At 43.1% G+C, this 24376-nt stretch carries 22 protein-coding genes; 20 read left to right on the top strand and 2 right to left on the bottom strand.

Annotated features, from left to right (window positions below; genetic code table 11):
- Positions 1-2: 2 nt before the first annotated feature.
- The 7 genes from HGJ91_RS14315 to HGJ91_RS14285 all read left to right on the top strand — a co-directional run bounded on the left by HGJ91_RS14315 (position 3) and on the right by HGJ91_RS14285 (position 8109).
- On the top strand, positions 3-1343 hold the full coding sequence (locus HGJ91_RS14315; RefSeq protein ID WP_291348497.1) for a multiheme c-type cytochrome: 1341 nt from the start codon (positions 3-5) through the stop codon (positions 1341-1343).
- A gap of 211 nt (positions 1344-1554) precedes the next feature.
- The gene (locus HGJ91_RS14310; protein ID WP_291348496.1) at positions 1555-1815 is read left to right on the top strand and encodes an OadG family transporter subunit; all 261 of its coding nucleotides are present in this window, start codon (positions 1555-1557) and stop codon (positions 1813-1815) included.
- Between the two features lie 71 nt (positions 1816-1886).
- Positions 1887-3698: a biotin/lipoyl-containing protein gene (locus HGJ91_RS14305; RefSeq protein ID WP_291348495.1), complete on the top strand. Its 1812-nt coding sequence runs from the start codon at positions 1887-1889 to the stop codon at positions 3696-3698.
- A gap of 30 nt (positions 3699-3728) precedes the next feature.
- The gene (locus HGJ91_RS14300) at positions 3729-5024 is read left to right on the top strand and encodes a sodium ion-translocating decarboxylase subunit beta (RefSeq protein WP_291348494.1); all 1296 of its coding nucleotides are present in this window, start codon (positions 3729-3731) and stop codon (positions 5022-5024) included.
- 34 nt (positions 5025-5058) lie between these two features.
- Positions 5059-5367, top strand: coding sequence for an antibiotic biosynthesis monooxygenase (locus HGJ91_RS14295; protein WP_291348493.1), 309 nt, complete (start codon positions 5059-5061; stop codon positions 5365-5367).
- 32 nt (positions 5368-5399) lie between these two features.
- Positions 5400-5960, top strand: a complete 561-nt coding sequence (locus tag HGJ91_RS14290) for a manganese efflux pump MntP family protein (protein WP_291348492.1) — start codon at positions 5400-5402, stop codon at positions 5958-5960.
- A gap of 52 nt (positions 5961-6012) precedes the next feature.
- Positions 6013-8109 carry a Tex family protein gene (locus HGJ91_RS14285; protein ID WP_291348491.1) on the top strand — a complete coding sequence of 699 codons (2097 nt, stop codon included), beginning with the start codon at positions 6013-6015 and terminating at the stop codon, positions 8107-8109.
- Here HGJ91_RS14285 and HGJ91_RS14280 read toward each other — a convergent pair.
- On the bottom strand, positions 8087-8584 hold the full coding sequence (locus HGJ91_RS14280; RefSeq protein WP_291348490.1) for a cyclic nucleotide-binding domain-containing protein: 498 nt from the start codon (positions 8582-8584) through the stop codon (positions 8087-8089). The two genes, HGJ91_RS14285 and HGJ91_RS14280, sit on opposite strands and share 23 nt — an antisense overlap.
- A gap of 393 nt (positions 8585-8977) precedes the next feature.
- On the opposite strand from HGJ91_RS14280, the gene HGJ91_RS14275 reads away from it, so the two are divergent.
- Genes HGJ91_RS14275 through HGJ91_RS14260 form a run of 4 tightly spaced genes read left to right on the top strand, consistent with a single transcriptional unit; the run spans position 8978 to position 14063 of the window.
- Complete coding sequence (locus HGJ91_RS14275) at positions 8978-11005, top strand: AsmA family protein (RefSeq protein ID WP_291348489.1); 2028 nt, start codon at positions 8978-8980, stop codon at positions 11003-11005.
- Positions 11006-11026: 21 nt separating this feature from the next.
- On the top strand, positions 11027-11710 hold the full coding sequence (locus HGJ91_RS14270) for a DUF4126 domain-containing protein (protein WP_291348488.1): 684 nt from the start codon (positions 11027-11029) through the stop codon (positions 11708-11710).
- Positions 11691-12446, top strand: a complete 756-nt coding sequence (locus HGJ91_RS14265; RefSeq protein WP_291348487.1) for a DUF4197 domain-containing protein — start codon at positions 11691-11693, stop codon at positions 12444-12446. Before HGJ91_RS14270 ends, HGJ91_RS14265 begins: the two co-directional genes overlap by 20 nt.
- 39 nt (positions 12447-12485) lie before the next feature.
- Positions 12486-14063, top strand: a complete 1578-nt coding sequence (locus HGJ91_RS14260; protein WP_291348486.1) for an MBL fold metallo-hydrolase — start codon at positions 12486-12488, stop codon at positions 14061-14063.
- A 58-nt stretch (positions 14064-14121) separates the two neighbouring features.
- Here HGJ91_RS14260 and HGJ91_RS14255 read toward each other — a convergent pair whose 3' ends face one another.
- A complete protein-coding gene (locus HGJ91_RS14255; RefSeq protein ID WP_291348485.1) occupies positions 14122-14283 on the bottom strand; it encodes a YqaE/Pmp3 family membrane protein in 162 nt (53 codons plus the stop codon).
- A 224-nt stretch (positions 14284-14507) separates the two neighbouring features.
- Here HGJ91_RS14255 and HGJ91_RS14250 point away from each other — a divergent pair, with 224 nt between their 5' ends.
- The 9 genes from HGJ91_RS14250 (at position 14508) to HGJ91_RS14210 (ending at position 24231) form a co-directional block, all read left to right on the top strand.
- On the top strand, positions 14508-15239 hold the full coding sequence (locus HGJ91_RS14250; protein WP_291348484.1) for an acyl-ACP thioesterase domain-containing protein: 732 nt from the start codon (positions 14508-14510) through the stop codon (positions 15237-15239).
- Positions 15240-15269: 30 nt separating this feature from the next.
- The gene (locus HGJ91_RS14245; protein ID WP_291348483.1) at positions 15270-17657 is read left to right on the top strand and encodes an ATP-binding protein; all 2388 of its coding nucleotides are present in this window, start codon (positions 15270-15272) and stop codon (positions 17655-17657) included.
- 85 nt (positions 17658-17742) lie between these two features.
- Positions 17743-18507, top strand: a complete 765-nt coding sequence (locus tag HGJ91_RS14240) for an AAA family ATPase (RefSeq protein WP_291348482.1) — start codon at positions 17743-17745, stop codon at positions 18505-18507.
- 15 nt (positions 18508-18522) lie between these two features.
- Positions 18523-19290, top strand: a complete 768-nt coding sequence (locus HGJ91_RS14235) for a class I SAM-dependent methyltransferase (protein WP_291348481.1) — start codon at positions 18523-18525, stop codon at positions 19288-19290.
- A gap of 2 nt (positions 19291-19292) precedes the next feature.
- Entirely contained in the window at positions 19293-20303 is a 1011-nt protein-coding gene (gene amrS / locus HGJ91_RS14230) for an AmmeMemoRadiSam system radical SAM enzyme (RefSeq protein ID WP_291348480.1), read from the top strand.
- Positions 20290-21156, top strand: a complete 867-nt coding sequence (locus HGJ91_RS14225; RefSeq protein WP_291348479.1) for a UbiA-like polyprenyltransferase — start codon at positions 20290-20292, stop codon at positions 21154-21156. The genes amrS and HGJ91_RS14225 overlap by 14 nt, the downstream gene beginning before the upstream one ends.
- Positions 21153-21755, top strand: coding sequence for a UbiX family flavin prenyltransferase (locus HGJ91_RS14220; RefSeq protein ID WP_291348478.1), 603 nt, complete (start codon positions 21153-21155; stop codon positions 21753-21755). Before HGJ91_RS14225 ends, HGJ91_RS14220 begins: the two co-directional genes overlap by 4 nt.
- Positions 21752-23068: a CCA tRNA nucleotidyltransferase gene (locus HGJ91_RS14215; protein ID WP_291348477.1), complete on the top strand. Its 1317-nt coding sequence runs from the start codon at positions 21752-21754 to the stop codon at positions 23066-23068. The genes HGJ91_RS14220 and HGJ91_RS14215 overlap by 4 nt, the downstream gene beginning before the upstream one ends.
- Positions 23041-24231, top strand: a complete 1191-nt coding sequence (locus HGJ91_RS14210) for an MFS transporter (protein ID WP_291348476.1) — start codon at positions 23041-23043, stop codon at positions 24229-24231. Before HGJ91_RS14215 ends, HGJ91_RS14210 begins: the two co-directional genes overlap by 28 nt.
- The last annotated feature ends 145 nt before the right edge of the window (positions 24232-24376 follow it).

The following is a 24376-nucleotide window of genomic DNA, read 5'->3' as shown; positions in this document are numbered from 1 at the left end:
GGTTGAATTTTAAAAGAGGATTTAACATATCTTTGGCCTTGTCTGTAGGAGTTGTCATGTTGTTTTCTGCAACTCTTTTTGCATCATCTGAAGACGTGATTCATATTGATCAATTTATTTCTCCTGAGACCTGTAGCGGATGTCATGATGAAATTTTTGAACAATGGGAAAATTCCATGCATAACCTGGCCCATAAAGATCCTGTTTATTCAAGAGTATCACAATTTCTTCGTAAAGGGCTGACAGATGAAGGAGAAATTAAAGAGGCCGAATCCTGTGTGAAATGTCATACACCTGTGGGGCATGTGACGGGATTCCCCCAAAAGCTTTCAGATGATTTGTCGAAAACCCCTGAGATTGCCACACAGGGGATTCAATGTGATTACTGCCATTCTGCTGAAACAATAAAACAAATGTATAATAACGGTCTTGTGCTGAAACCCGGTCAGGGCGAAGATGAACCGGGTATCAAGTATGGCCCTTTTGATGACGCAGAACCTGATTTTCATGAGGCTGAATACTCTAAACTTCATACTGAATCAGAGTTTTGCGGAACCTGCCACAATGTAAAACATGTGGTGTTTGGAACAGATCTTGAAACCACTTACACGGAATGGAAGAATAGTCCTTATAATTCAAAAGATCCTCAACAAAAGATTACCTGCCAGGGGTGCCATATGTACCAGAGACCCGGCATTCCTGCCACCGGATCTACTCCGCGGCCTGAAAATCCGGGTACAGCAACCGATTACAGTGATGAAAGGCCCCATATTTTCACCCATTATTTTGTCGGGGGCAATGTATCGGTCCCGGGCCAGTTTGGTGGAGAAGCAAAAGGTCAGATGGCCATTGAACGGCTTAAGAATGCAGTCACACTGTCTATTGACACGTCACAGGTCCAGCAAAAAAAGCTGAATATCACCGTGACCAATGCGGGGGCCGGACACTCAATCCCCACAGGGGTTGGTGATCTTCGGCAGGTATGGCTTGAAATTACCATCCGGGATAAAGCCAACAAGACACGCTTTCAGATGGGTGTCCTGGATGACAAACATGAGTTGCCAAAAGATGCTGTGATTTTTCGGACGGTTTTTGGAGATGGAAAAGGAAACGAGGTTATTAATATTGCAAAGGCAAGACAGGTGCTTAAAGATAGCAGGATAAAGGCAAAACAGAGCGTAACCCAAACAATAGATCTTCCTGCGGTGCCTGAAAAAGATGCCATGATAATCGTCCGGTTATTATACCGTGGCATGCCTCAGAAAATTTTAAACCTGATTCCGGGAAAACTGTTTGAACCCTTGCCAGTAGTAGAAATGGCAAAGGTTCAGAAACGAATTTAGAACGGCCGGATGCTGTTGTCGTGCCGGACGCTTTCAATCAAAGATTCTTCAAAGGCCGTTTGAAAACTATTTCTGGTTAATCCTCATACTTTCTGTAAGAGGGCCAATAAAATAATTAACTTATCGACTTTACTTTAGAGATCATTTCCGATATTTAAGGAGCCGAGATTATATTGAATTATGACAGGTTAATTTTTCGGAGAAGAGTTCTATGATTGTTCAAGGATTAAAATTAACAATGCTGGGTATGATGGTGGTTTCTTCTTTTCTTGTCCTGCTGCTTATCATCATCCATCTTTCAGCAAAACTGCTTAAACCGTACACGGAAAAAGAGGCATCACTGGTTACCTCCCACAGGCCTTCAGGAATCAGGGAGGAAACGCCTCCTGACGATAACCGGAAACTTACTGCCATTATCAGTGCTGCAATTGCAGCTCATAGAGCGCGTATAGGGCGTTACAGGGCGCCATAGACAGGGTCCCTGTATCTGTAAATTGATAAGAGCGAATATAATATTCATAGTCAATACCAGGAATGATACCAATGAAAAAAATAAACTTTATGGACACATCGTTGCGGGACGGGTTTCAATCGGTTTTCGGTGCACGCGCACTGACAGATGATTTTCTTCCTGCTGTGGAAGCTGCAGTGGAAGCTGGGATTCATCATTTGGAAGCCGGGGGTGGCGCCCGTTTTCAGAGTCTTTTCATGTACTGCGGTGAATCTGCATTTTCCATGATGGACCGTTTCCGAAAGGCTGCCGGCCCTGATGCCCATCTTCAGACACTTGCCAGAGGCATCAACGTGGTAGCCCTTTCAGCCCAGCCCAGGGATATGATTGATCTCCACGCCAGGATGTTCAAGAAACACGGCATGACCCACATCCGTAATTTTGATGCCTTGAATGATGTTCGCAACCTGGTCTACTCGGGGCACTGCATCAAGAACGCAGGGCTCCATCATCAGGTGGTCATTACCATGATGGAACTGCCTCCCGGCTGCAGCGGAGCCCATGATCCGGAATTCTATCTCAAAACTTTGAAGGATATTCTTGACTCAGGAGTCCTCTATGATTCCATCTGTTTCAAAGATGCCTCAGGAACGGCCAACCCCCAAAAGGTTTATGACACTGTCAGAGCGGCCAGAAAACTTCTGGGAGATGAAGAGACCATCTGGATGCACACCCATGAAACTGCCGGTATCGGCGTTACCCAGTACAAGGCTGCGGTGGAAGCCGGTTGTGACGGCATCTGCCTGGCCCGATCCCCTCTGTCCGGCGGTACATGCCAGCCGGATATGATTTCCATGTGGCATGCACTGAAAGGAACCCAATATTTTCTGGATATTGACGTCAATAAGATCCTGGAGGCCAACCGTGTCCAGGAGGAATGTCTTGCAGACTACTTCTTTCCGCCGGAGGCACAAAAGGTTTCATCCGAGGTGATCCTTTCTCCCATGCCCGGAGGTGCCTTGACTGCCAATACCATGATGATGCGCGATACGGGTACCCTCCATCTTTATCCCAAGGTGATCGATGCCATGTCCGAATGTATTGCCAGGGGAGGCTTCGGCACATCAGTCACCCCGGTTTCCCAGTTTTATTTCCAGCAGGCCTACGCCAATGTGACCCAGGGGCCCTGGAAAAAGATAACAGATGGTTATGGTAAAATGGTGCTGGGATATTTCGGCAGAACACCGGTGCCGCCAGACCCTGATATTGTCCAAATCGCTGAAAAACAGCTGGGAATGTCGGTTTTTGATGGAGATCCCCTGGATATTCTTGAACCGGGTATCCCCAAGGCCAAAAAGATCCTTGAGGCTGAAGGACTTCCTGTTACTGAGGAAAACCTCTTTATTATCGGTGCTCTGACAACGGCAGGCGGAAATAAGGGCCTGGATTTCCTTAAAGGGGCCAGGCCGATCAAGTGCCGTAAGATAACTCCGGAAAAGGAATCACCCCGGGAGAGTGTATCATCGCCTGAGCCTGTTTCAAAATCAGGGGATACGATGACAATGTCCCAATACAAGGTGACCGTCGATGGAAGCAGCTATGAGGTCATTGTGGAAGATGAAATGGGAAAGATCGCAGGCATCAGCCCGTCTTCAGACGAACAGGGGACAAGTCCGGAAGAAAAATCCGCTTTGGAGGTTAAAGCTCAACTGCCGGGAAATGTGTATGAAATCCAGTTTGCTGTTGGGGATCGAGTGAAAGAAGGAGAGACCCTGGTGATTCTGGAAGCCATGAAAATGGAAACGCCGGTAATTTCGCCCAGTAACGGTATCGTCAATTCAATAGAAGTGGTTAAGGGGCAGATCGTTCAGTTAGGACAGGTTCTCCTGACCCTTAATGAATAACGGCAAGGTCCAAAGGATTTTATCATGTTTATGAGAAAACCATTCATTATCATCGGCTGTCTTATGGTGCTGCTGTTTTCAATGATGTCTGCTGTCCAGGCAGGTACGTTGCCCCAGCCCGACAGCCAGGGGTACACCCTTCTTCCGCCTATTACAGACATGATAATGAATTTTTGCAGATCAACCGGCCTGTTCAGCTTCCTTTCCTCTGGCATAGGAAATAATTTTAAGGGAATCGGACAGTTCTTTATGATTGGTGTGGGGATTTTGTTGTTATACCTTGCCATCAGTAAGAAGTTTGAGCCGCTTCTCCTGATTCCCATAGGATTTGGCGCTATTTTGACCAATACACCTCTGGCTTCCATGTCCGATCCCGGAGGTGCGCTGTACTATATCTATACCATCGGAATCAAAACAGGTGTCTTTCCCCTCCTGGTTTTCATGGGTGTCGGTGCCATGACCGATTTCGGTCCGCTGCTCGCTAATCCGAAAACCCTGCTTCTTGGTGCAGCTGCACAAGTTGGTATTTTTATCACTCTTGTCGGAGCACTGATCCTGTCTGAAATTGTCCCTGGTATCCATTTCAGTCTGCTCGATGCCGCCTCCATCGGTATTATCGGAGGAGCGGACGGTCCGACAGCCATATTTTTGTCAAGCCAGCTGGCGCCGCATCTTCTGGGTCCCATTGCCGTGGCAGCTTACTCCTACATGGCGCTGGTGCCACTCATCCAGCCACCCATCATGCGGGCGCTGACCACTGTGGATGAACGCAAGATTCGTATGGAACAGATGAGACATGTGGGGAAAGTTGAAAAAATGATATTTCCCCTCTCTGTCTTAGGCCTTTGTGTTTTGCTTCTGCCAACAGCCGCACCCCTTATCGGCTTTTTCATGTTTGGAAACCTGATGCGGGAATGCAAAGTGGTGGACCGGCTGTCTGAAACCGCACAAAATGCCTTGATCAATATTGTCACCATCCTTCTGGGTCTGGGTGTCGGAGCCCAGCTCTCAGCCCATCAGTTTTTGAATCTCTCAACACTGGGCATTCTCTTTCTCGGTTGCATTGCCTTTTCCATTGGGACAGCGTCAGGTATTCTCATGGCAAAACTGATGAATCTTTTTTTTAAGACAAAAATCAACCCCTTGATCGGATCGGCAGGCGTATCTGCTGTTCCCATGGCTGCCCGTGTGAGCCAGAAAGTAGGCATGGAGGCAGATCCCCAAAATTTTCTTCTCATGCATGCCATGGGTCCCAATGTAGCCGGTGTTATTGGCTCTGCAGTTGCTGCAGGAGTATTGTTGACATTAAAGAGCCTGGCGATATAATAGTAAACAGTTTGAATTATATGAGGAGGAAGAAATGACCATCCGTGTATTGATGACAAGAAAAGTTCCCAAGCTGACCAGCGGCATGGACGTAACCCTGCTGCCGACGCTGTCTGAAATGCTCATTGAGCTCCGGGCCATGGCAGACCGCCAGCCAGGCTATATTTCCGGGGAGACCCTTAGAAATATTGATGATCCCAATGAATATCTTGTAATCAGCACATGGAAATCCCTTGAAGCCTGGAACTGGTGGCTTCGCAACAATGAACGAGCTGAACTGGAAGGCAGGGTCGATGCCTTGCTGGGGTCATCAACGGTTTACAAGGTTTTCAGTTACGATTAGGTTTTTACCCGCTATGAAATATTGAAAAATCCATGACAACATTTGAAATTATTATTATTGCTGTAGGGCTTGCCATGGATGCCTCGGCTGTCTCTCTTGCCGCAGCTGCCGCAGGATATGTAAAGGATGTCAGGGCTGTATTCCGCCTGTCTTTTCATTTTGGGCTGTTCCAGTTTTTAATGCCGGTGCTGGGCTGGCTTCTGGGCATCAGTTTTGCGTCCCATTTTAGAGCGTTTGATCATTGGATTGCTTTTTTTCTTCTGGCTTTTGTTGGCATCAGAATGATTCGTGAAGGATTGGATACGTCATCTGAAATACAAAAAAATGATCCGTCCAGGGGGATGACCATGGTGATGCTCAGTGTGGCTACCAGTATAGATGCACTGGCAGTGGGTTTAAGTCTTGCCATGCTGGATGTGAACATCTGGTATCCGAGTATCATGATTGGTGTGATCACAACAGGCATGTCGATTCTGGCCATTAAGATCGGCACAAGACTGGGGACGATGTTTGGCAAACGAATGGAAATTTTCGGAGGTGTCGTCCTGATCCTGATCGGGTTCCGAATCTTATATTCTCATTTGATCTCATAATCTTAAATTATATAGTGCAGATATGAAAATAATCAATCATATAAGCTTGGAAATGAATTTAGAAGAAACCCAGGTTTCAGCAGTTGCTCAAATGCTGGATCAGGGTGCCACCATACCTTTTATTGCCCGGTATCGAAAAGAAGTGACCCAATCTCTGGATGAAGTCGCCATTGCCGGTATTCGGGATCGAATAGAACAACTAACTGCGCTCAATAATAGAAAAGAGGCGATACTCAAGTCTTTAAAGGAACGTGAACTTTTAACGGGATCACTATTGGCAGATATTCAAAATACACTGTCACTAATTGATCTTGAAGATATCTATGAAAAATACCGCCCTAAAAAAAGAACCCGGGCACAGATTGCAAGGGAAAAGGGCCTGGAATCTCTGGCAGCATTTCTTTGGCAACAATCCCATCAGGATCCTTTGTCTGAAGCAAAAAAATATTTTTTATCCCAAAAAGAAGTTGAATCGGTTGAAGAAGCCATATCCGGTGCCAAGGATATTATTGCACAAAATGTGAACGAAGATGTCGACGTCAGAGCGGGTATCAGGAAATTGTTTTTTGATACCGCACAGATTCAATCCAGGGTAAAAAAAGCAAAAGAAGAGGAAGGCATAAAATTCAAAAATTATTTTGACTGGTCAGAAGCAGCTTTTAAGGCACCTTCTCACCGGATACTGGCCATGCTCAGGGGGCAAAATGAGTCTATGCTTTCCGTACGTGTTTTGCCGGATCAGGAAAGGGCGGTCCACCTGATTGAAAAACGGGTAATAAAAAATCAATCCCTGTCGGCACAGGAAGTTAAATCTGCTATAAAAGACAGCTATAAAAGGCTCTTATCCAAATCCATTGAAAAAGAATGTATCAGTGAATTAAAGGCAACGGCAGATGAAATCGCCATAGGTGTTTTTGCCGGAAATTTAAAGGAACTGCTGTTGTCTGCTCCTCTGGGCCAGAAGAGAACCCTTGCCATTGATCCCGGATTCAGAACCGGCTGTAAAGTGGTCTGCCTTGATGCACAGGGAACTCTTTTGCACCATGATTTGATTTTTTCCCATCACAGCAATGATGAAAAAGCAAAAAAGATCGTATTAAATCTTGTGAAAACATATAATATCGAGGCCATTGCCATTGGTAATGGGACGGCAGGACGTGAGACCGAAGCTTTTGTGAAAAGACTGGGGCTGGATAGCAACATTCATATCGTCATGGTGGATGAAAGCGGAGCGTCCATTTATTCTGCTTCAAAGATTGCAAGAGAAGAGTTCCCGGATTACGATATTACGGTCAGGGGGGCGGTTTCCATCGGCAGAAGACTTTTGGACCCATTGGCGGAACTGGTCAAGCTGGATCCCAAATCCATTGGTGTCGGCCAGTATCAGCATGATGTGGATCAAAAATTATTGAGAAAATCCCTGGATGATGTGGTGATATCCTGTGTGAACCAGGTCGGGGTTGAGGCCAATACGGCAAGCCGGGAATTACTTTGTCGGGTATCGGGCTTAAATGATACCATTGCTGCAAATATGATCCGGTTTCGCAATGAAAACGGCCCGTTCAGATCAAGAAAAGATTTTTTAAAAGTGCCGAGACTTGGGCCAAAGGCCTTTGAGCAGGCTGCCGGGTTTTTAAGAATTCATAATGCAACGCTTGCCCTGGACAAAAGCGGGATTCATCCTGAATCCTACAGGGTTGTTAAGGGGATGGCAAAAGATTTAGGTCTTGGCATTGAAGATCTCGTGATGAATGTTGAAGAAATCAACAAAATTGATCTGAGTCGATATGTTACTGATACCTTTGGAATGCCGACCCTTAAGGATATCGTGAAAGAACTGGCAAGTCCCGGACGTGATCCCAGAAAAGAATTTCAAGCCTTTTCCTTTGACGATACCATTCATGATATCAAGGATCTTGTGCCGGGAATGAAAGTACCGGGTATTGTGACAAATGTTACTGCCTTTGGTGCTTTTGTAGACATCGGTGTCCATCAGGACGGTCTTGTTCATATCAGCCAGATGGCAGATCGCTTTGTTAAAGATCCCAATGAAATTGTCACCGTCCGGCAGGCGGTTATCGTAACAATTCTCGAAGTAGATGTGAAAAGAAAAAGGATTTCTCTCACTACCAGGAATTCATCATGTTGATTCCCATGAATTTGGCCACCCCTTCTTTCATTTGGTTGAATCTATATCCGACAACCTGGACAATATAGCTCATTATTTTAAATCCGATGGCAGTATCCTGCGCCATCAGTTTATTCAGTTTTATGGCATCGATTTTCAACACCTGGCACCTTCTGGATGTACAATAGGCTGAAAGCTTCATTTTATAAGGCGAAATAAAACAGGACCATCCAAAAATCTGTGATTCCGGGATATCTTTATGATGTGAGGAAAGCGTACTCTCATTTGTGGCGGGTTTGCCATTTGGCATCTCAAACCGCAGTTCAACACTGCCGTCAATAACAATCCACATAGCCGTTGCAGCGTCTCCCTCCAGGAACAGGCTTTCCCCGATTTGATAATTCTCCACTGAACAGGAATCAAGAAGCTTGTTCAATTCATTGGAGTCAAAATCTTTAAAAATGTGTAGTTTTTCTATGAGTGTAATTTCTACCATGCTTCCCTCCTTTTTTAAATGATTCAGTTAAAGATGAATACCACTTTGATTTTAAGGCAGGTCAACATGAGGTGAACCGTTTTTCAGGCATTGAGCTTGTATTTCGTTCCAAATTCTTTGATACTAACATTATATTAGGAAAATTCTTTAGGTTTGTAAAGAAAGAATATTTTGACTTTGAGGCCCAACTAATTTCAAAGATATCATTTTTTAGACCCCATCTTGGAAAGGTTGATCAAACCATTTTTTTATGTGAGTGTACTTTTGAGTTTGACTATCTGTGGTGTAACCTGTAGTAAAAAAAGAAGATACAGTTTTTTTCTGTCTGGAAATGATAGAGCCTCGTGACTATGCTCTATTTTAACCGTTACTCATAATATTTGGAGAGATCCCATGAAAAGCATTCTTAAATGGTTGTTTATCATTGGCGGTGTTTTTGTAGTTCTCATCATTGCAGCCGTCATTATTATCCCTCAATTTATTGATGTTAAAAAGTATAAACCCACGATCGAACAAAAAGTTGTGGAAGCGACGGGCCGCTCTTTTACACTGGGTGACGATATGGATCTGTCTGTCTTTCCATGGGTGGGTGTGAAACTGACCGACCTTCATCTGGGAAATCTGGCCGGATATAAAGAAAAAGACATGGTATCTGTGAAGAATTTTGAGGTCAGACTCAAGGTGATGCCGTTATTGTCAAAACGAATAGAAGTTAAAACATTTGTTTTAGACAGCCCTAAAATTTATCTGGAAAAATTAAAAAACGGTGACGCCAACTGGCAGGGGATTGGCAAACAACAAGAGAAAAAAGCGCATAGGGAAAAGAAGAGAGAAAAATCGTCAACAGGACAGGGGTTGCCGATTGAAGCATTGCTGGTAGATAATTTCTCCATTACAAACGGTCAGTTAATTTATGTTGATCAGGGATCAGGTGTTAAAAAAGAAATATCGGATCTGAATCTTAATTTAGAGAATATCAGTCTTGAAAATCCCGTAGGGCTCTCATTTAGTGCCAAGATAGACGGGAAACCCGTTTCTCTTGATGGGACAGCCGGCCCCATTGGGAAGGAGCCCGGTAAAGGGACCATTGCTCTGGATTTTGTTTTAAAAGCCCTGGAAGAGCTGGAAGTAAAATTTAAAGGGACTCTTATTGATCCCCTGGTCAGCCAGACTATTGATCTTGAGCTCAATGTATCTTCTTTTTCACCCAGAAAATTTTTGGCAGTGATGAATATTGATTTTCCAGTTCAGACAAAAGATCCAAAAGTATTGGATGCAGTCGCTTTAAAAGTACGTATAAAAGGAAACAAAGACAGTATATCTCTGTCTGACGGTGAGTTGCTTCTGGATGATTCCAGGTTGGCAGTTGCCGCTTCGGTCAAAGAGTTTTTTAAACCCAACCTGAAATTTGACGTCCACCTGGATGGAATCGACCTTGACCGGTATCTGCCGGAACCCCCGGCAAAAGAAGAAACATCTCAGACGGGAGGCACACCCGCGAAAAAGGCAAAATCTGCTGAGCCTGCAAAGAAAAAAACAGATTATGGTCCTTTAAGAAAACTGGTTCTTGACGGGAAAGTTAAGATCGAGAAATTAAAGGCCCACGGCGCAACCATTGAGAATGTTGATATCCATATCCTGGCAAAAAACGGTATTATCACCATAGATCCGTTGGGCTTGAATCTTTACCAGGGAAGTGTTGCATCAAAACTTGAGTTTAATGTTCAAAAAAGAAACCCAAGGACAAATGTGACAATTGATGCCAAAGGGATTCAGGCAGGCCCTTTGATGAAAGATGCCCTGCAAAAGGAATTGATTGAAGGAACACTGAAAACCAATATAGGGCTTTCCATGACGGGTGAAACACCTGATATGATTAAGCAGACATTGACCGGGCAGGGAGAACTCTTATTTACGGATGGTGCAATTATCGGTATCGATCTTGCCAATGCGGTGCGAAATGTTAAATCCAGCTTTGGAATGGGAGAGCAGCTGACAAAAAAGCCTAGAACGGATTTTGCAGAATTGAAGATTCCTTTTACGGCAAAGAATGGTCTGGTCAATACAAACGGAGCCAGTCTGATTTCTCCTTTGATCCGGGTAATTGTAACCGGAAAGACCAATCTTGTAAAAGAGTTGCTTGATTTAAGGGTAGAACCTAAATTTGTTGCCACCCTGAAAGGCCAGGGGGACACCGAACAGAGATCGGGTCTGATGGTACCTGTTCTGATAACAGGCTCTTTTTCTGATCCTAAAATTCGACCGGATCTGAAAGGAATGCTCGACAGCGGCGTTATACCGGATGCAGAAGGATTAAAGCAAATATTGGGCACAAAAGAAGGCCAGGAAGAAAAAATTGAATCTGTTAAGGAAGATGTTAAAAAGCAGATTAAAAGCCTGTTCCCGGGTTTGACTAACTAAAAGAGAACTTATTGATAACGTATGGATGATTTTAATCAGATTATAGAAACTATTTCATTGACTATGGGGGCTGCCTGGGGCAGTGGCATTAATTTATATGCCACCGTTTTGGTCTTAGGACTTTTGGGAGTCACAGACAATATTGTTTTGCCCCAAAGTCTTGAAATATTAATGAATCCCTTGGTAATCGGGGCAGCAGGGCTGATGTATGTTGTTGAATTTGTTGCCGATAAGATTCCGGGAGTTGATACGGGATGGGATACCCTGCACACCTTTGTGAGAATCCCGGCAGGCGTTCTTCTGGCTGCGGGCGCTGTGGGTGATGTGAATCCGGCTGTTGCAGTTGCGGCAGGCATTTTAGGGGGAGGGCTTTCCGCCGGCACCCATGCGGCCAAATCCGGCACCCGCCTGTTGATTAATACTTCTCCCGAGCCGGTATCCAACTGGACCGCCTCTGTTCTTGAAGATGTGGCAGTGATCACAGGGGTGTGGGCAGCTCTTGTTCACCCTTGGGTGTTTTTGGTGATATTGATTCTGTTTATTCTTTTATTGATATGGTTTTTACCCAGGTTGTGGGGGGCTATTAAAAAGTTTTTTGCGTTCCTGGGCAGAATTTTTGGCATGAAAAATAAACATAGGGAGTTAAAGCTGGACAGTAGCGGCGATTTGATAACGGAGGAAGAAAATGAAAAACATAAACACTAACTGTTTATGGATGATGCAAGTGGTTATCGTAGTCACGCTGATGTTGTCGGCACAGGTTTTTGCCGGTAATTCCTGGCTGAATAAGGGCAGTGAGATTTTAAAGTCATTTGGAATAGGCGATAAAGCAGGTGAGCTGACGATTGAAGAAATCGGAGCCGGGCTCAAAGAAGCGCTTAAAGTCGGATCAGGTAATGTAGTGAATCAATTGGGGGCCCAAGACGGGTTTAATAATGATTCAAATATCCATATCCCCTTGCCGGAAACCCTTAATAAAGTGAAATCCATACTGGATAAGGTGGGGATGTCGTATCTTTTTGAGAATCTTGAATTAAAGCTGAACAGGGCAGCAGAAACTGCAACACCAAGGGCAAAACAATTATTTCATAATGCCATTTCCCAGATGACATTTCAGGATGTGAAAGAGATTTATAACGGGCCCGATGATGCTGCTACTCAATATTTTAAAGGGAAGATGTCACCGGATCTTGCCCGGGAAATGAAACCCGTGATAGAGGACAGCCTGTCAGAAGTCGGGGCAGTACAGGCCTATGACAATATGATGAAAGAATACAAAGCACTTCCGTTTGTGCCGGATGTAAAATCTAATCTGACCGATCATGTGATTGAAAAAGGAATGGACGGCATATTTTATTATATGGCAGAAGAAGAGGCTGCCATCCGGCAGAATTCTGCCAAGCGAACAACGGAACTTTTGAAAAAGGTTTTTAATAAATAAAAAGACCTTTATAACCCTACAACAATGATTGAGGTATTTATGGATGTAACATTCTATGGCGCAGCAGGCGAAGTGACAGGTTCAATGCATCTTCTGGATACGGGTACGGACCGGATTCTGTTTGATTGTGGTATGTTTCAGGGCAGGCGAAAAGAAAGTAAAGAAAAAAATAAAATTTTTCCCATAGATAGGCATCAGATCACCAACATGATTTTATCCCATGCTCATATCGATCACTCAGGCCGTATTCCCGTGCTGACAGGCAACGGCTTTTCCGGCAGGGTGGTGACCACCCGACCCACGGCAGATGCCCTGGATTATATGCTGATGGACAGCGGTCATATCCAGGAATCAGATGCACAATATTTAAATTACAAATTACTTAGATCCTTTTTGCGTCAATTGGAACAAAATAATGTAAAACAGAAGGTTTCTAATAAGGAAAGAAATGATATAAAAAAAATGTTGAAAAGGAACGCTCATGAACTCAACGTCGAAGCCATTCATAAGCTTCAAAAACAGCATGAGCTTGATATTGTCACGCCGCTGTATACCATGGACGAAGCAAAACAGGCCCTTGGTTTTATTGATGGATATCCTTTTCATTATCCTATAACCATTGGTAAAGATACCACGGTAAAATTTTATGTGGCAGGCCATATTCTTGGATCTGCTTTTTCAGTGGTGACCATCAAAAGAAATGATAAAACCACCCGGATTCTGTATACCGGAGATGTGGGACGGTTTGGAAAACCGATATTAAAAGATCCGACCCTGATATTTGATGAAGAAGACAGGGACATTGATTTGTTTATTACAGAAAGTACCTATGGGGACCGGGAACATGAGCCGGTTGAAGACCTGGGGTCAAGCCTGAAAAAGGTTCTGAACGATACATTTGAAAGGGGCGGATCTGTGATTATTCCTTCTTTTGCTTTTGGCAGAACCCAGGAACTGATTTATATCCTTCATGAACTTTATGACAAAGGCGAGGTGCCCAGACGTCCCATATATGTGGACAGTCCCCTTGCCTCCAACATCACCAAGGTGTTTGGCGACCATCCGGAAACATATGATAAGGAAACCCATGAAACTTTTCTTGAAAAGGGAGAAAATCCGTTTCATTTTGATAAAATTAAATTTGTTCAGACAGTGGAAGAATCCATGCAGTTGACAAAGGACACTTCATCCCATGTGGTGATCTCTGCTTCGGGAATGTGTGAAGCCGGAAGGATCCTGCATCACCTTAGATATAAGATTCATAATCCGAAAAATACCATTCTGCTGGTGGGGTATATGGCTGAAAATACTCTGGGCAGACGGATTCAGGAACTGGGAGCTGAAACCACTGAATCAGGAAATAAAGGCGAACCGCCTGAAATAAAGATACTTGGAAAAAGTTATCCCCTGCTTGCAAAAGTTGAAAAAATCGGCGGATTCAGTGCCCACGCAGACAAACATGAACTGGAAAGAATTGTTACAGGGTCAAATCTTCGAATAAAGAAAATTGGTATTGTCCATGGAGAAGAGACTCAAAGTGCTGCGTTTGCCAAGCATCTTCAAGAAAAAGGGTATGATACATTTATCCCCGGGCCCGGCGATAAGATATCCTTATAAATTGGTTTGTTTATTGCCCAACGCAGTAATCGGGAAATTGGCGGTTTTTGTTTGGGTACTATTTATTTTTTGCGATCACCCATATGGCATGAATGATGCCCGGAATGTATCCTAAAATTGTTAAAAGGATGTTGAGCCAGAAATGTTTGCCAATGCCGACCTGTAAAAAAACACCTAATGGTGGAAGAATAACCGCTATTATAATTTTAATCAGTTCCATGATAACTCCTGTTCGATTGTTTTTTATCTGACTGATTCATATCAGCTTTTATTTGCATCACAAAGAAAATAATAATTAATGTGGACATATGCAAATATTATCTAATATTATTCTGGAGAAAATTATAGAATTCATAATTGGGAGAAAAGATAAAGATGAAAGATAGCGCTGCCCTGAGTGTCAGAAAGAGATCGCAGGGATTAAGTACTGGAAAAAGGTAAAAAATGAAGATAGAAAAACACCATAAAATAGGTTTTTTTGATATAGATCATCAGTTTAAATTGAGAATTCAGTCTGCTGCCCGATTTTTTCAGGAAATGGCAGTTTTTCATTCAACAGGGATTGGGGCCGGCCCGGATGTGTTGTTTGAAAAAGGGGTTGTCTGGTTTTTAAATCGCCTGGAAATTGAGTTTTTCCGTTACCCCATGCTGGGGGAGGATATTAAAATTACAACATGGTCAAGAGGGTTTAAGGGGTATAAAGGATTCAGGGAGTATCATATACAATCTCCTTTGGGGGATGTTGCCAGGGGATCAAGTGTCTGGCTTCTTTTTGATTTCAACCGAAAGCGGATCTCAAAAGTGCCAGCCCAAATTTCCGGGCTTTATGAGATTGAAAAAGAGAAATGGTTTGATAAGGAAATTGATGACTGGAAGACCTGCGGGAGAATTAAGCCGGAACAGGCGATGGATATCAGCCTGAGATATTCGGATTTTGATGTGAACGGGCATGTGAACAATACCATATACCTGGGGTTTCTGGAAACCTTGTATCAGAAAACGATAAACAGCAATGGAAAGCCGATCAAGAATATAAAAATTAGATTTTGCCATGAAATCGGCAAAGCAAAAGAAAGCATTCGATCAGGCTGGCACAAGACAAATGGTGCGTATCAATGCAATATATTTGATGATTCAATGTTATATGCTGATGCCCAGATTATTCCAATGGATTGAGAGTCGGGAAATATAGCAAAGGAGGCAAAGATGGGGCAAAGATTTAAGGTGTCTATAAAAGAGTTGAGTAAAAAATATCCTTCCGGTCTGTTTGATTTTCAGGATACATCTGAACTGGATCCTTTAGACAGCATTATCGGTCAAAAACGGGCTGTTGAAGCCATTGATTTTGGGTTGAATATGAAAGGCCCTGAGTATAATATTTTTGTTACAGGCCTGGAAGGCACCGGCAAATCGACCATTATCAAAAAGCTTCTTGTTGAACATGCCCAAAAGTATGAAACATCGGAAGATCTTTGTCTGGTCAATAATTTTGATGATGAGTATTGTCCGGTTGTGATTGGAATGCCGGCAGGGTCAGCAGTCTATTTTAGTCAAAGCATGATCCAGTTTATCGAAGTGATAAAGATCAGAATACCGGATTTTTTTGAAACATCATCTTTTCAGGAAGAGCAAAATATTATTCACAAAGAAACCTCAAGCCGGCAAAAAGAGGTATTGGATGATGTTGAACAGCTTGCTCAAAGTCAAGGTCTGTCGATTATCAGGACAGAAACCGGTTACCAGGTTGTTCCGGTCAGTGACGGACAGCCTATGTCCCAGGAGGCATACCAGGCCCTGGATAAGGCAGCTCATCAGGAAATCGATAAAAATGCAGGTCAGGTTGAAGAAAGACTAAACGAATCTCTCCTTCAAATAAATAAATTTGGGGAGGAAATGAAAGCCGTATTAAAGACGCTTGTGGCTTCAAAAACAGATCAGCTTATTTCAGAGCAGATTGATCCTGTAAGATATTATTTCAGGGATTGCAAAGATATTCAAATATACCTGAAAAACGTTAAGGAAGATATTATTGATAATATTGCCATGTTCCTGGGGGTTAAGGCCCAGGAGGATACAGAGGGAAAAAAGCTTTTTGAAATGACAGGATCTCTTGTGAAAAGATATCAGGTCAATGTACTGGTGGATCGAAGACGGGAAAAAGGAGCACCTGTCGTATTTGAGCCAAACCCCAGTTTTCATAATCTTTTTGGGAAAATTGAAAAAAAACCGGTTATGGGATCATTTGAGACGGATTTTACAATGGTTCAGGCCGGTTCTCTGTTGAAGGCCAATAAGGGCTACCTTGTCATTAATATCGAACCGCTTTTAATGAATTCCCCGGTGTGGGAATCTTTAAAAAGAACACTACAGAGCTCAATGCTTCAGATTGAAGATATGCCCGGCCAGGCAGATTACGGCATGCCCTCCTTAAAACCGGCTCCCATACCATTGAATGTTAAGGTGATTCTTGTTGGCGGGTATGAGCCTTTCAGGCTTTTACAGAGTGCGGATTCCAAATTTAATAAAATATTTAAAGTTCGGGCGGATTTTGATTATGAAGCAGAACTGACAGATGAGAATGGTTACAATTATGCCAGGTTTATTGCCAGGGTCTGTAAAAAAGAGAACCTGTTAAGTTTTACCCCGGATGGTGTGTGGGCTGTGATTGGATATGGAAACAGGATAGTATCTGATCAGAAAAAACTTTCCCTTAGATTTGGTCATATCCTTGGAATTTTGAAACAAGCGGATTACTGGGCGAAAAAAGAGGATGCGCTTGTGGTTTCGCAGGAATATGTGATTCAGGCGGTCAATCAGCACAGGTTCCGCCATAATCTTTATGAAGAAAAAGTATTGGAGCAATTTGATGATCAGACGGTTCTGATTGATGTGAAAGGAAAGGTGACAGGCCAGGTGAATGCGCTTGCTGTTTATGATATGGGTGAAATTGCCTTTGGACGACCCACAAGGATTACAGCAGAATCCTATATGGGCAAGTCCGGGATCATTAATATTGAACATGAATCTGATCTTTCAGGCGAAACCCATGACAAAGGGGTGATGATTGTTTCTGGCTATCTTGGCAGAATGTTTGCACAAAATTATCCCTTAAGCGTGAGTATCAGTATTACATTTGAGCAAAGTTATGATGGCGTTGACGGTGACAGCGCCTCTTCTACGGAATTATATGCAGTCCTTTCCAGTTTGAGCGGTATTCCTATCTTCCAGGAAATTGCCGTGACAGGATCTGTGAATCAAAAAGGTGAAATTCAGGCCATCGGCGGCGTGAATGAAAAAATAGAAGGATTTTATGATATCTGTGTTAAAAAAGGATTGACCAAAAGCCAGGGTGTCATGATTCCATTTTCAAATGTAAAAAATCTTGTGTTGAGAAAAGATGTTGTTCAGGCCATCGAGAAAAAGCAGTTTCACCTTTACAAGGTCAGAACCATTGAAGAGGGGATCCAGGTTCTTAGCGGCGTCAAGGCGGGTGAACCGGATTTAAATTCTTGCTATCCGGAAGATACGGTCTTTGGAAAAGTCCAGGAAACGCTGAAGAAATATCATGAACTGTCCATGCAATATGCAAAATAAATGGCGTACCTTTGATTGTTTGCTTTTTTAAAAGATTGCGTTATGTTATTGAAACATGATTTAAACATAGATATTTGGAGTGAATATGAGCAAAGTGATCGCAATGGCTGGCAAGGGCGGAGTTGGAAAAACAACGGTTTCAGCACTTTTGACCCGATATTTTATAAAACATCTAAAGGATCCCCTTCTTGCAATTGATGCGGATCCGAACAGTAACCTGGGCGAAACCCTTGGGTTGGATATTGAAAAAACAGTAGGGGACATCCGTGAAGATTTTATGAAAGACCCACAGGGTGTCCCCTCAGGCATGGATAAAATATTATATCTTGAAATGCTCATGAACCAGGTGTTGATTGAGCAGCCTGCATTTGATCTTCTGGTCATGGGTCGTCAGGAAGGCCAGGGATGTTATTGTATGGTCAATAATATTCTTAACCGGTTTGCCGAGAAGCTGGAAGGCGATTATAAATATCTTCTTGTGGATAATGAAGCCGGGATGGAGCATTTAAGCCGCAGAACCAGTGGTAAGGTGGATATCCTGATAATGGTTACCGACTATGCCTTAAGAGGCCTGAGGGCTGTCGGAAGAATCAATGAAATGCTGGATGGTCTTAAACTGGATGTGAAACATAAGGGTCTGATTGTTAACCGGGCACCGGAAACACTGAGCAAAGCATTCCTGGATGAGGCCGAAAGCATTGGTGTTCCCATACTCTGCACCATACCCGATGACAACAACCTTCTTGAGTTTGATATGGAAAGGCGGTCGCTTCTTGAACTGGAAGATGACTCTCCGGCAGTTGTCGCCGTCAAGGAAATGATGGAAAAGGTCAAAGAGATTATTAATTAAGCTGGCGGATTAATTATGGGATATGTATTTGATTTTAAAGAGGCCGGATCATATGATGCCTGGTTTGATCAGGCTAGAAATAAGTACTCCCTGGATCTTGAAATCAAATTGATGATGGATTTTTTATCCCCTGAAAAAGGACAGCGAATTCTTGATATCGGCTGCGGTACGGGTATCAGCCTGGAACCATTACTGGATAAGGGGTTGAATCTGACCGGGTTGGACCCTTCTCCCTATATGCTGGACCTGGCATCAAACAGGCTTGGAAATCAGGTGGATCTTCACCGGGGTGTGGCTGAGGATCTTCCCTTTGATGACAATGCCTTTGACGGTGCTTTTTTTTTCACAAGTCTTGAATTTACGGATAGACCTGCCAAAGCAATTGAAGAAGCCTGCAGAGTGGCAAAGGATTCAGTTGTTCTCTGTGTCCTGAACCGATATGCACCATTAAACATGGTCCGCCGGTTTAAAAGTTTTTTTGTGCCCAATATTTATGCCCACGCACATTTTTTCAGCATCTGGGAACTCAAACAGATTTTGTTTGCCATTCTTGGAAATGTTCCTGTCAGATGGAAGACAACCCTGCAATTTCCTTTTGTCTACGGACAGATAGCAGCGCTTGTTGAAAATATTAAAATTATTCAAAAATCATTTTTGGGAACCCTCATCGCCATGAGGATCAAGCCGGTGCCAAAATTCAGGACCCGGCCCCTGATGCTGAAGATAAAAAAGCCAAAAGCCTATAGTCCTGCGACAGGACTGGCCACACGAATGAGATCATAACCATGGAAACCCTGATCTATGAAAAACTGGATGGAAAAAGAGTAAAATGCCATATCTGCCGCCATTTTTGCCTGATTAAAGATGGGAAAAGGGGCATCTGCGGAGTTCGTGAAAATAAAGGCGGCAGGCTTATGTCTCTGGTATATCCAAAAGTGATTTCAACCAGCGTTGATCCCATAGAGAAAAAGCCTATTTTCCATTTAAAACCGGGGTCCTGTTCCTATTCCATTGCCACAGTGGGATGTAATTTTAAATGCGCTTTTTGCCAGAATTCCAATATTGCCCAGATGCCGTCGGATTACGATGGTCTGATCCAGGGAAGAGATTTTTTTCCTGAAGCCATTGTCAAAGAAGCCATAAAAACAGGTTGCGACAGCATCTCATATACATATACAGAACCCACCGTCTTTTTTGAACTGGCTCTTGAGACGGCCAGGCTTGCTAAAAATCAGGGCCTGTTAAATATTTTTGTCACCAATGGTTATATGAGCACAAGAGCTCTTGAAATGGTTTCCCCCTATCTTGATGCGGCTAATGTGGATCTAAAGGCATTTAATGACAGGTTTTACCAGACTTATTGCAAGGCAAGGCTTGAACCGGTTAAAGAAAATATTAAAAAAATGAAGGACATGGGAATCCTGGTGGAAATAACTACTCTTCTCATCCCGGGCTTGAATGATAATGATGATGAAATTTGTGCAATGGCAGACTATATTGCCAATGATCTGGGTCAGGAAACACCCTGGCATATTTCAAGATTTCATCCCTGCTATAACATGATGGACAGACCAGCCACCCCTGTTTTAGCATTGGAAAAGGCATATGAGGCAGGTAAAGCTGCGGGTCTTAGATACGTCTATATTGGAAATGTGTCAGGTCAGTCGTCTGAAAATACCTATTGCCATTCCTGCAACGAACTTTTAGTGAAACGATATGCTTATCAGATAGAAAGTTTTTTGCAGAAACAAGGGAAATGCCCTCAATGTGACACAACTGCCTATGGAATATATTAAAAATAAAATACTGGTTTATGGGAGAATGATTAAATTTTCCCATACAATTTTTGCGCTTCCCTTTGCGCTGTCTGCTGTAGCGATGGCCTGGGAGAATCATCCGCCTTCAGCCTGGGATTTTATCTGGATTCTCCTGGCTATGGTGGGGGCAAGGTCTGCTGCCATGGGATTTAACAGGATTGTGGATGCGGATATTGATCTTAAAAATAAGCGGACAGCGATAAGAGAAATCCCTTCAGGGCTGTTGTCAAAAAAGGAATCTTTTCTTTTTGTCGTGCTCTCATCCCTGGTATTTATTTTCTGTGCAGCTATGCTGTCCCGCCTTTGTTTATGGCTTTCTTTTCCCGCCTTGTTTTTTCTATTGTTTTATTCCTATACCAAGCGGTTTACAAAATATTGTCATCTTTACCTTGGGTTTGCCATCTGCCTTGCCCCTGTCGGGGCCTGGGTGGCGATTACCGGGACCCTGTCGTGGAGCATCATTTTCCTTAGCCTTGGCCTGATGACGTATATTACCGGATTTGATATCCTCTATTCCTGCCAGGATATTGATTTTGACAAAAAGGAAGGGCTTTTTTCCCTGCCGTCAAAAATCGGCCCGGAAAAAGCCATGCGCATCTCTTCCATACTTCATGGTTGTACCTTTATTTTTCTTTTGGCCATGCACGCAACCTTTGGTATGCATCCGGTTTTTTTATTGTTCTTGGGGGTCATTGGTCTCCTTTTGATTGCAGAGCATAAGCTTGTTAAACCCGACAATTTAACGCATATTAATATGGCATTTTTTCATATAAATTCAATGATTTCAATTCTCCTTTTTATCGGGGTACTGACACAGGGCTTTTTAAAATGAAAAACAAGACGGTTATTGTAGCTATCACCGGCGCTTCCGGGTCCATTTACGGGGTGAGACTGATCAAGGCCCTTTTGGAAGCAAAGATCCGTGTAATGGTAACCCTGTCAGACTCAGGTTTAAGCGTTTTTGAACATGAGATGGGGTATAAAAAAGAAGATTCTTTTAAAGATTTTTTGATCTCCTGTGGCGTTGAATTAAAACAGGAAACTGATCTTGAAATATTTTTTCAGGATGAGATATCGAAAGCGCCGGCCAGTGGCTCATTTGTCCATTCCGGCATGGTGGTTGTCCCTTGTTCCATGAAGACCCTTGCAGGGATCGCTTCCGGATTTGCAGATAACCTGATCACACGGTCGGCTGATGTCTGTTTAAAAGAGAAGCGGCCTTTGATCCTTGTTCCAAGAGAAACCCCTTATAACCTGATACATCTTGAAAATATGACAAGGGCAAGCCGTGCCGGTGCTGTAATCCTGCCGCCAAGTCCTTCGTTTTATACGTTTCCCAGGACCATTGAAAATTTGGTAGATACTATTGTCGCAAGAATTCTTGACCACCTTAAAATTGCCCATGATCTCTTATCAAGGTGGGGATCTTGATTCATCAAAAGAGTAAAGAGACCATCCGATTTATTTTAGACGGGTTTAAGAAAAATGGATTCCAGGCCTATCTGGTAGGGGGTGCTGTCAGGGATATCATGCTGCAAAGAACGCCGGATGATTTTGATATCCTGACCAATGCATCCATAAAAGAGATACAATCCCTTTTTTTGGACCAAAAAGTTAAAACGGTTGGAAAAACGTTCCCCATTTGTATCGTGAATGGTGTTGAGATCTCTTCCGGGCGGGCGGCGTTTGATATGGCAAGTTTTCCTGAATCAGATCTGGCCAAAAGAGATTTTACCATCAATGCAATGGCCTATAATTCCATCACAAAAAAGATCATTGATCCCTTTAATGGAAGAAAAGACCTTGAAGATGCGATGATCAGATTTACCAGGGACCCTGAAAAAAGAATCCATGAAGATCCCGTCAGAATGATCCGGGCCTGCCGGTTTGTGGCCATGATAGACGGATCTCTTTCCTTATCCTCCCTTGAGGTTATCCTTGGGAATAAGGATCTTCTGGATGGACCTGTTGCCAAAGAGAGACTCCATCATGAAGTTATGAAAGCACTTGGCCTGGGAAAGCCTTCCCTGTTTTTCAAGGCATTAAAAAAGACCGGGCTGCTGGTTAAAATTTTTCCAAGCCTTGATCGGTGCCATGGCCTTGACGGCGGTCCCCATCATGGTGAGACGGTTTTTGATCACAGCATGCTGGTGGGTGATGCGCTATCGCCCCGTTTTCCGATGTTAAGGCTTGCAGGATTCTTACATGATACAGGCAAATTTGATGCCGCAAAAATAAATGAGGGCAAGTTGACATTTGCAGGGCATGAGACTCATACTCGGGCCCTGGTTCATGATCTTACAACATTAAGATTTTCTGCCAAGGATATCACCTATATCAAGGCTTTGATTAAAACTCACATGAGGCCGTTGACTGATCAGACAACGCCAAAAGCAGCCAGAAGGCTGCTGGCAATGCTGGATAAACACGGGCTTGATTATCGGGATTTCATGAGACTGAGGATTGCCGATAAAAAAGGGAATTTGGCTAAAAGACCCTATACTGTTTCTGAAATTCGCATCAGGCTGAAAAAATTGTTCGACGAATTGTCCGGGCAGGAATCTTTGCAGATGAACCATCTTGAGATCACCGGGAATGATATTATTCAACTCACAGGTGTTGCACCCGGTCCTGATATCGGTAAGATTAAGCAGATGTTGTTTGAAAAGGTATTGGATGACCCGGAACTGAACAATTATGATGATCTAAAAAAGCTATGCCTTTCCTTGAAAACAAGAAAATAATTCTCATATTCGGCTGCTTAACTATTTTTTTCCCTGGAGCCTTTGTGTTTGGTTTTCCCGGTGTCATGGCATCGGAATGGCAGGCGCTTTTTCATGTGAATAAAGCGCAAATTGGGAGGTTGATGTTTTTTATCCTGGCCGGGACAGGATTTTCAATGATTCTGGCCGGAAAATTACAGGAAAAAATACCAAGCCGGTTTATTATTTTTACAGGCAGTCTTGTCTGCTCTCTTGCCATGATCTTTGTCGGGAGGGCAACCACTATTGAACACATTTATATCTGGGCTTTTAGTGAAGGCTTTTTCTGTGGATTTGTCTATATTCCGTGTCTCACCATTTTCCAAAGACTGTTTCCTGAAAAAAAAGGGCTGATTACCGGTGTCCTCAATTTAACCTTTGGGGGTTCATCAGCAGTCATGTCACCGATATTTACATACTTTCTTGTTTCAAAAGGGTATGTGTTTACATCTAATTTCGCAGCAGTTATTTCTATTTTTTTGGGAACATCATTTGCCCTGTTCATAAAAATCCCCGGCTATAAAAAGGATCAGGGAAAACAACAATTATCAACATTGCCGTTGAAAAAGACAATAAGGATGTCATCTTTCTGGTTTCTCTGGTGTGTGTGGGCTTTGTCCGGAGCTGCCGGCATTTCCCTGATCGTTCTTGCGTCTTCTTTTGGGATATCTCTGGGATACGGTATCACACAATATGTCTATATATTAACCTGTTTTAATGTGTTAAACGGGATTGGTCGCCTGGTTTGCGGCAGACTGTCAGATACGTATTCCAAACAAAAAATATTGATGACCGTCTTTTTGATGGCATCGGGAGCTTATTTTCTAATGCCGTGGTTTACCCACCTTTATATCATCAGTTTTTTAGCCTGCTTTATCGGGCTTGCCTTTGGCGCTCTTTTTACTGTTTCAGCCCCCTTGGTGACCGAGGTTTTCGGGCTTGAGAATTTCGGGCGAGTTTTTGGTATGGTATTTACGGCATATGGATTTTTTGCAGGATTTTTAGGCCCGTGGGCTTCAGGTATAATCCTCGATCTAACAGATTCAAATTTCAAAATTGTTTTCAGCTTGTTTGCCATATTTTATCTTATTTCATCTGTATTGATTCTTGGAGTGAAGAGAAAAAATATTGCGGACAGCCGATAATGCCGGTGAGATTGTTTTGGGTTATTTCGAAATTTTAGAATCAGGTCAATTTTATGTATTGAAATTTTGTAAAATTTGAACAATCCTTTTAAATTGCTTGCAAACCATTACCAACCAAAGATATAAGTGCTTAAAATATTTAAAA

The sequence above is a fragment of the Desulfobacula sp. genome (assembly GCF_014237455.1).
Lineage (GTDB): Bacteria > Desulfobacterota > Desulfobacteria > Desulfobacterales > Desulfobacteraceae > Desulfobacula.
Note: the sequence above shows the minus strand (reverse complement) of the source record. Positions and strands in the feature narration are given on the sequence as shown.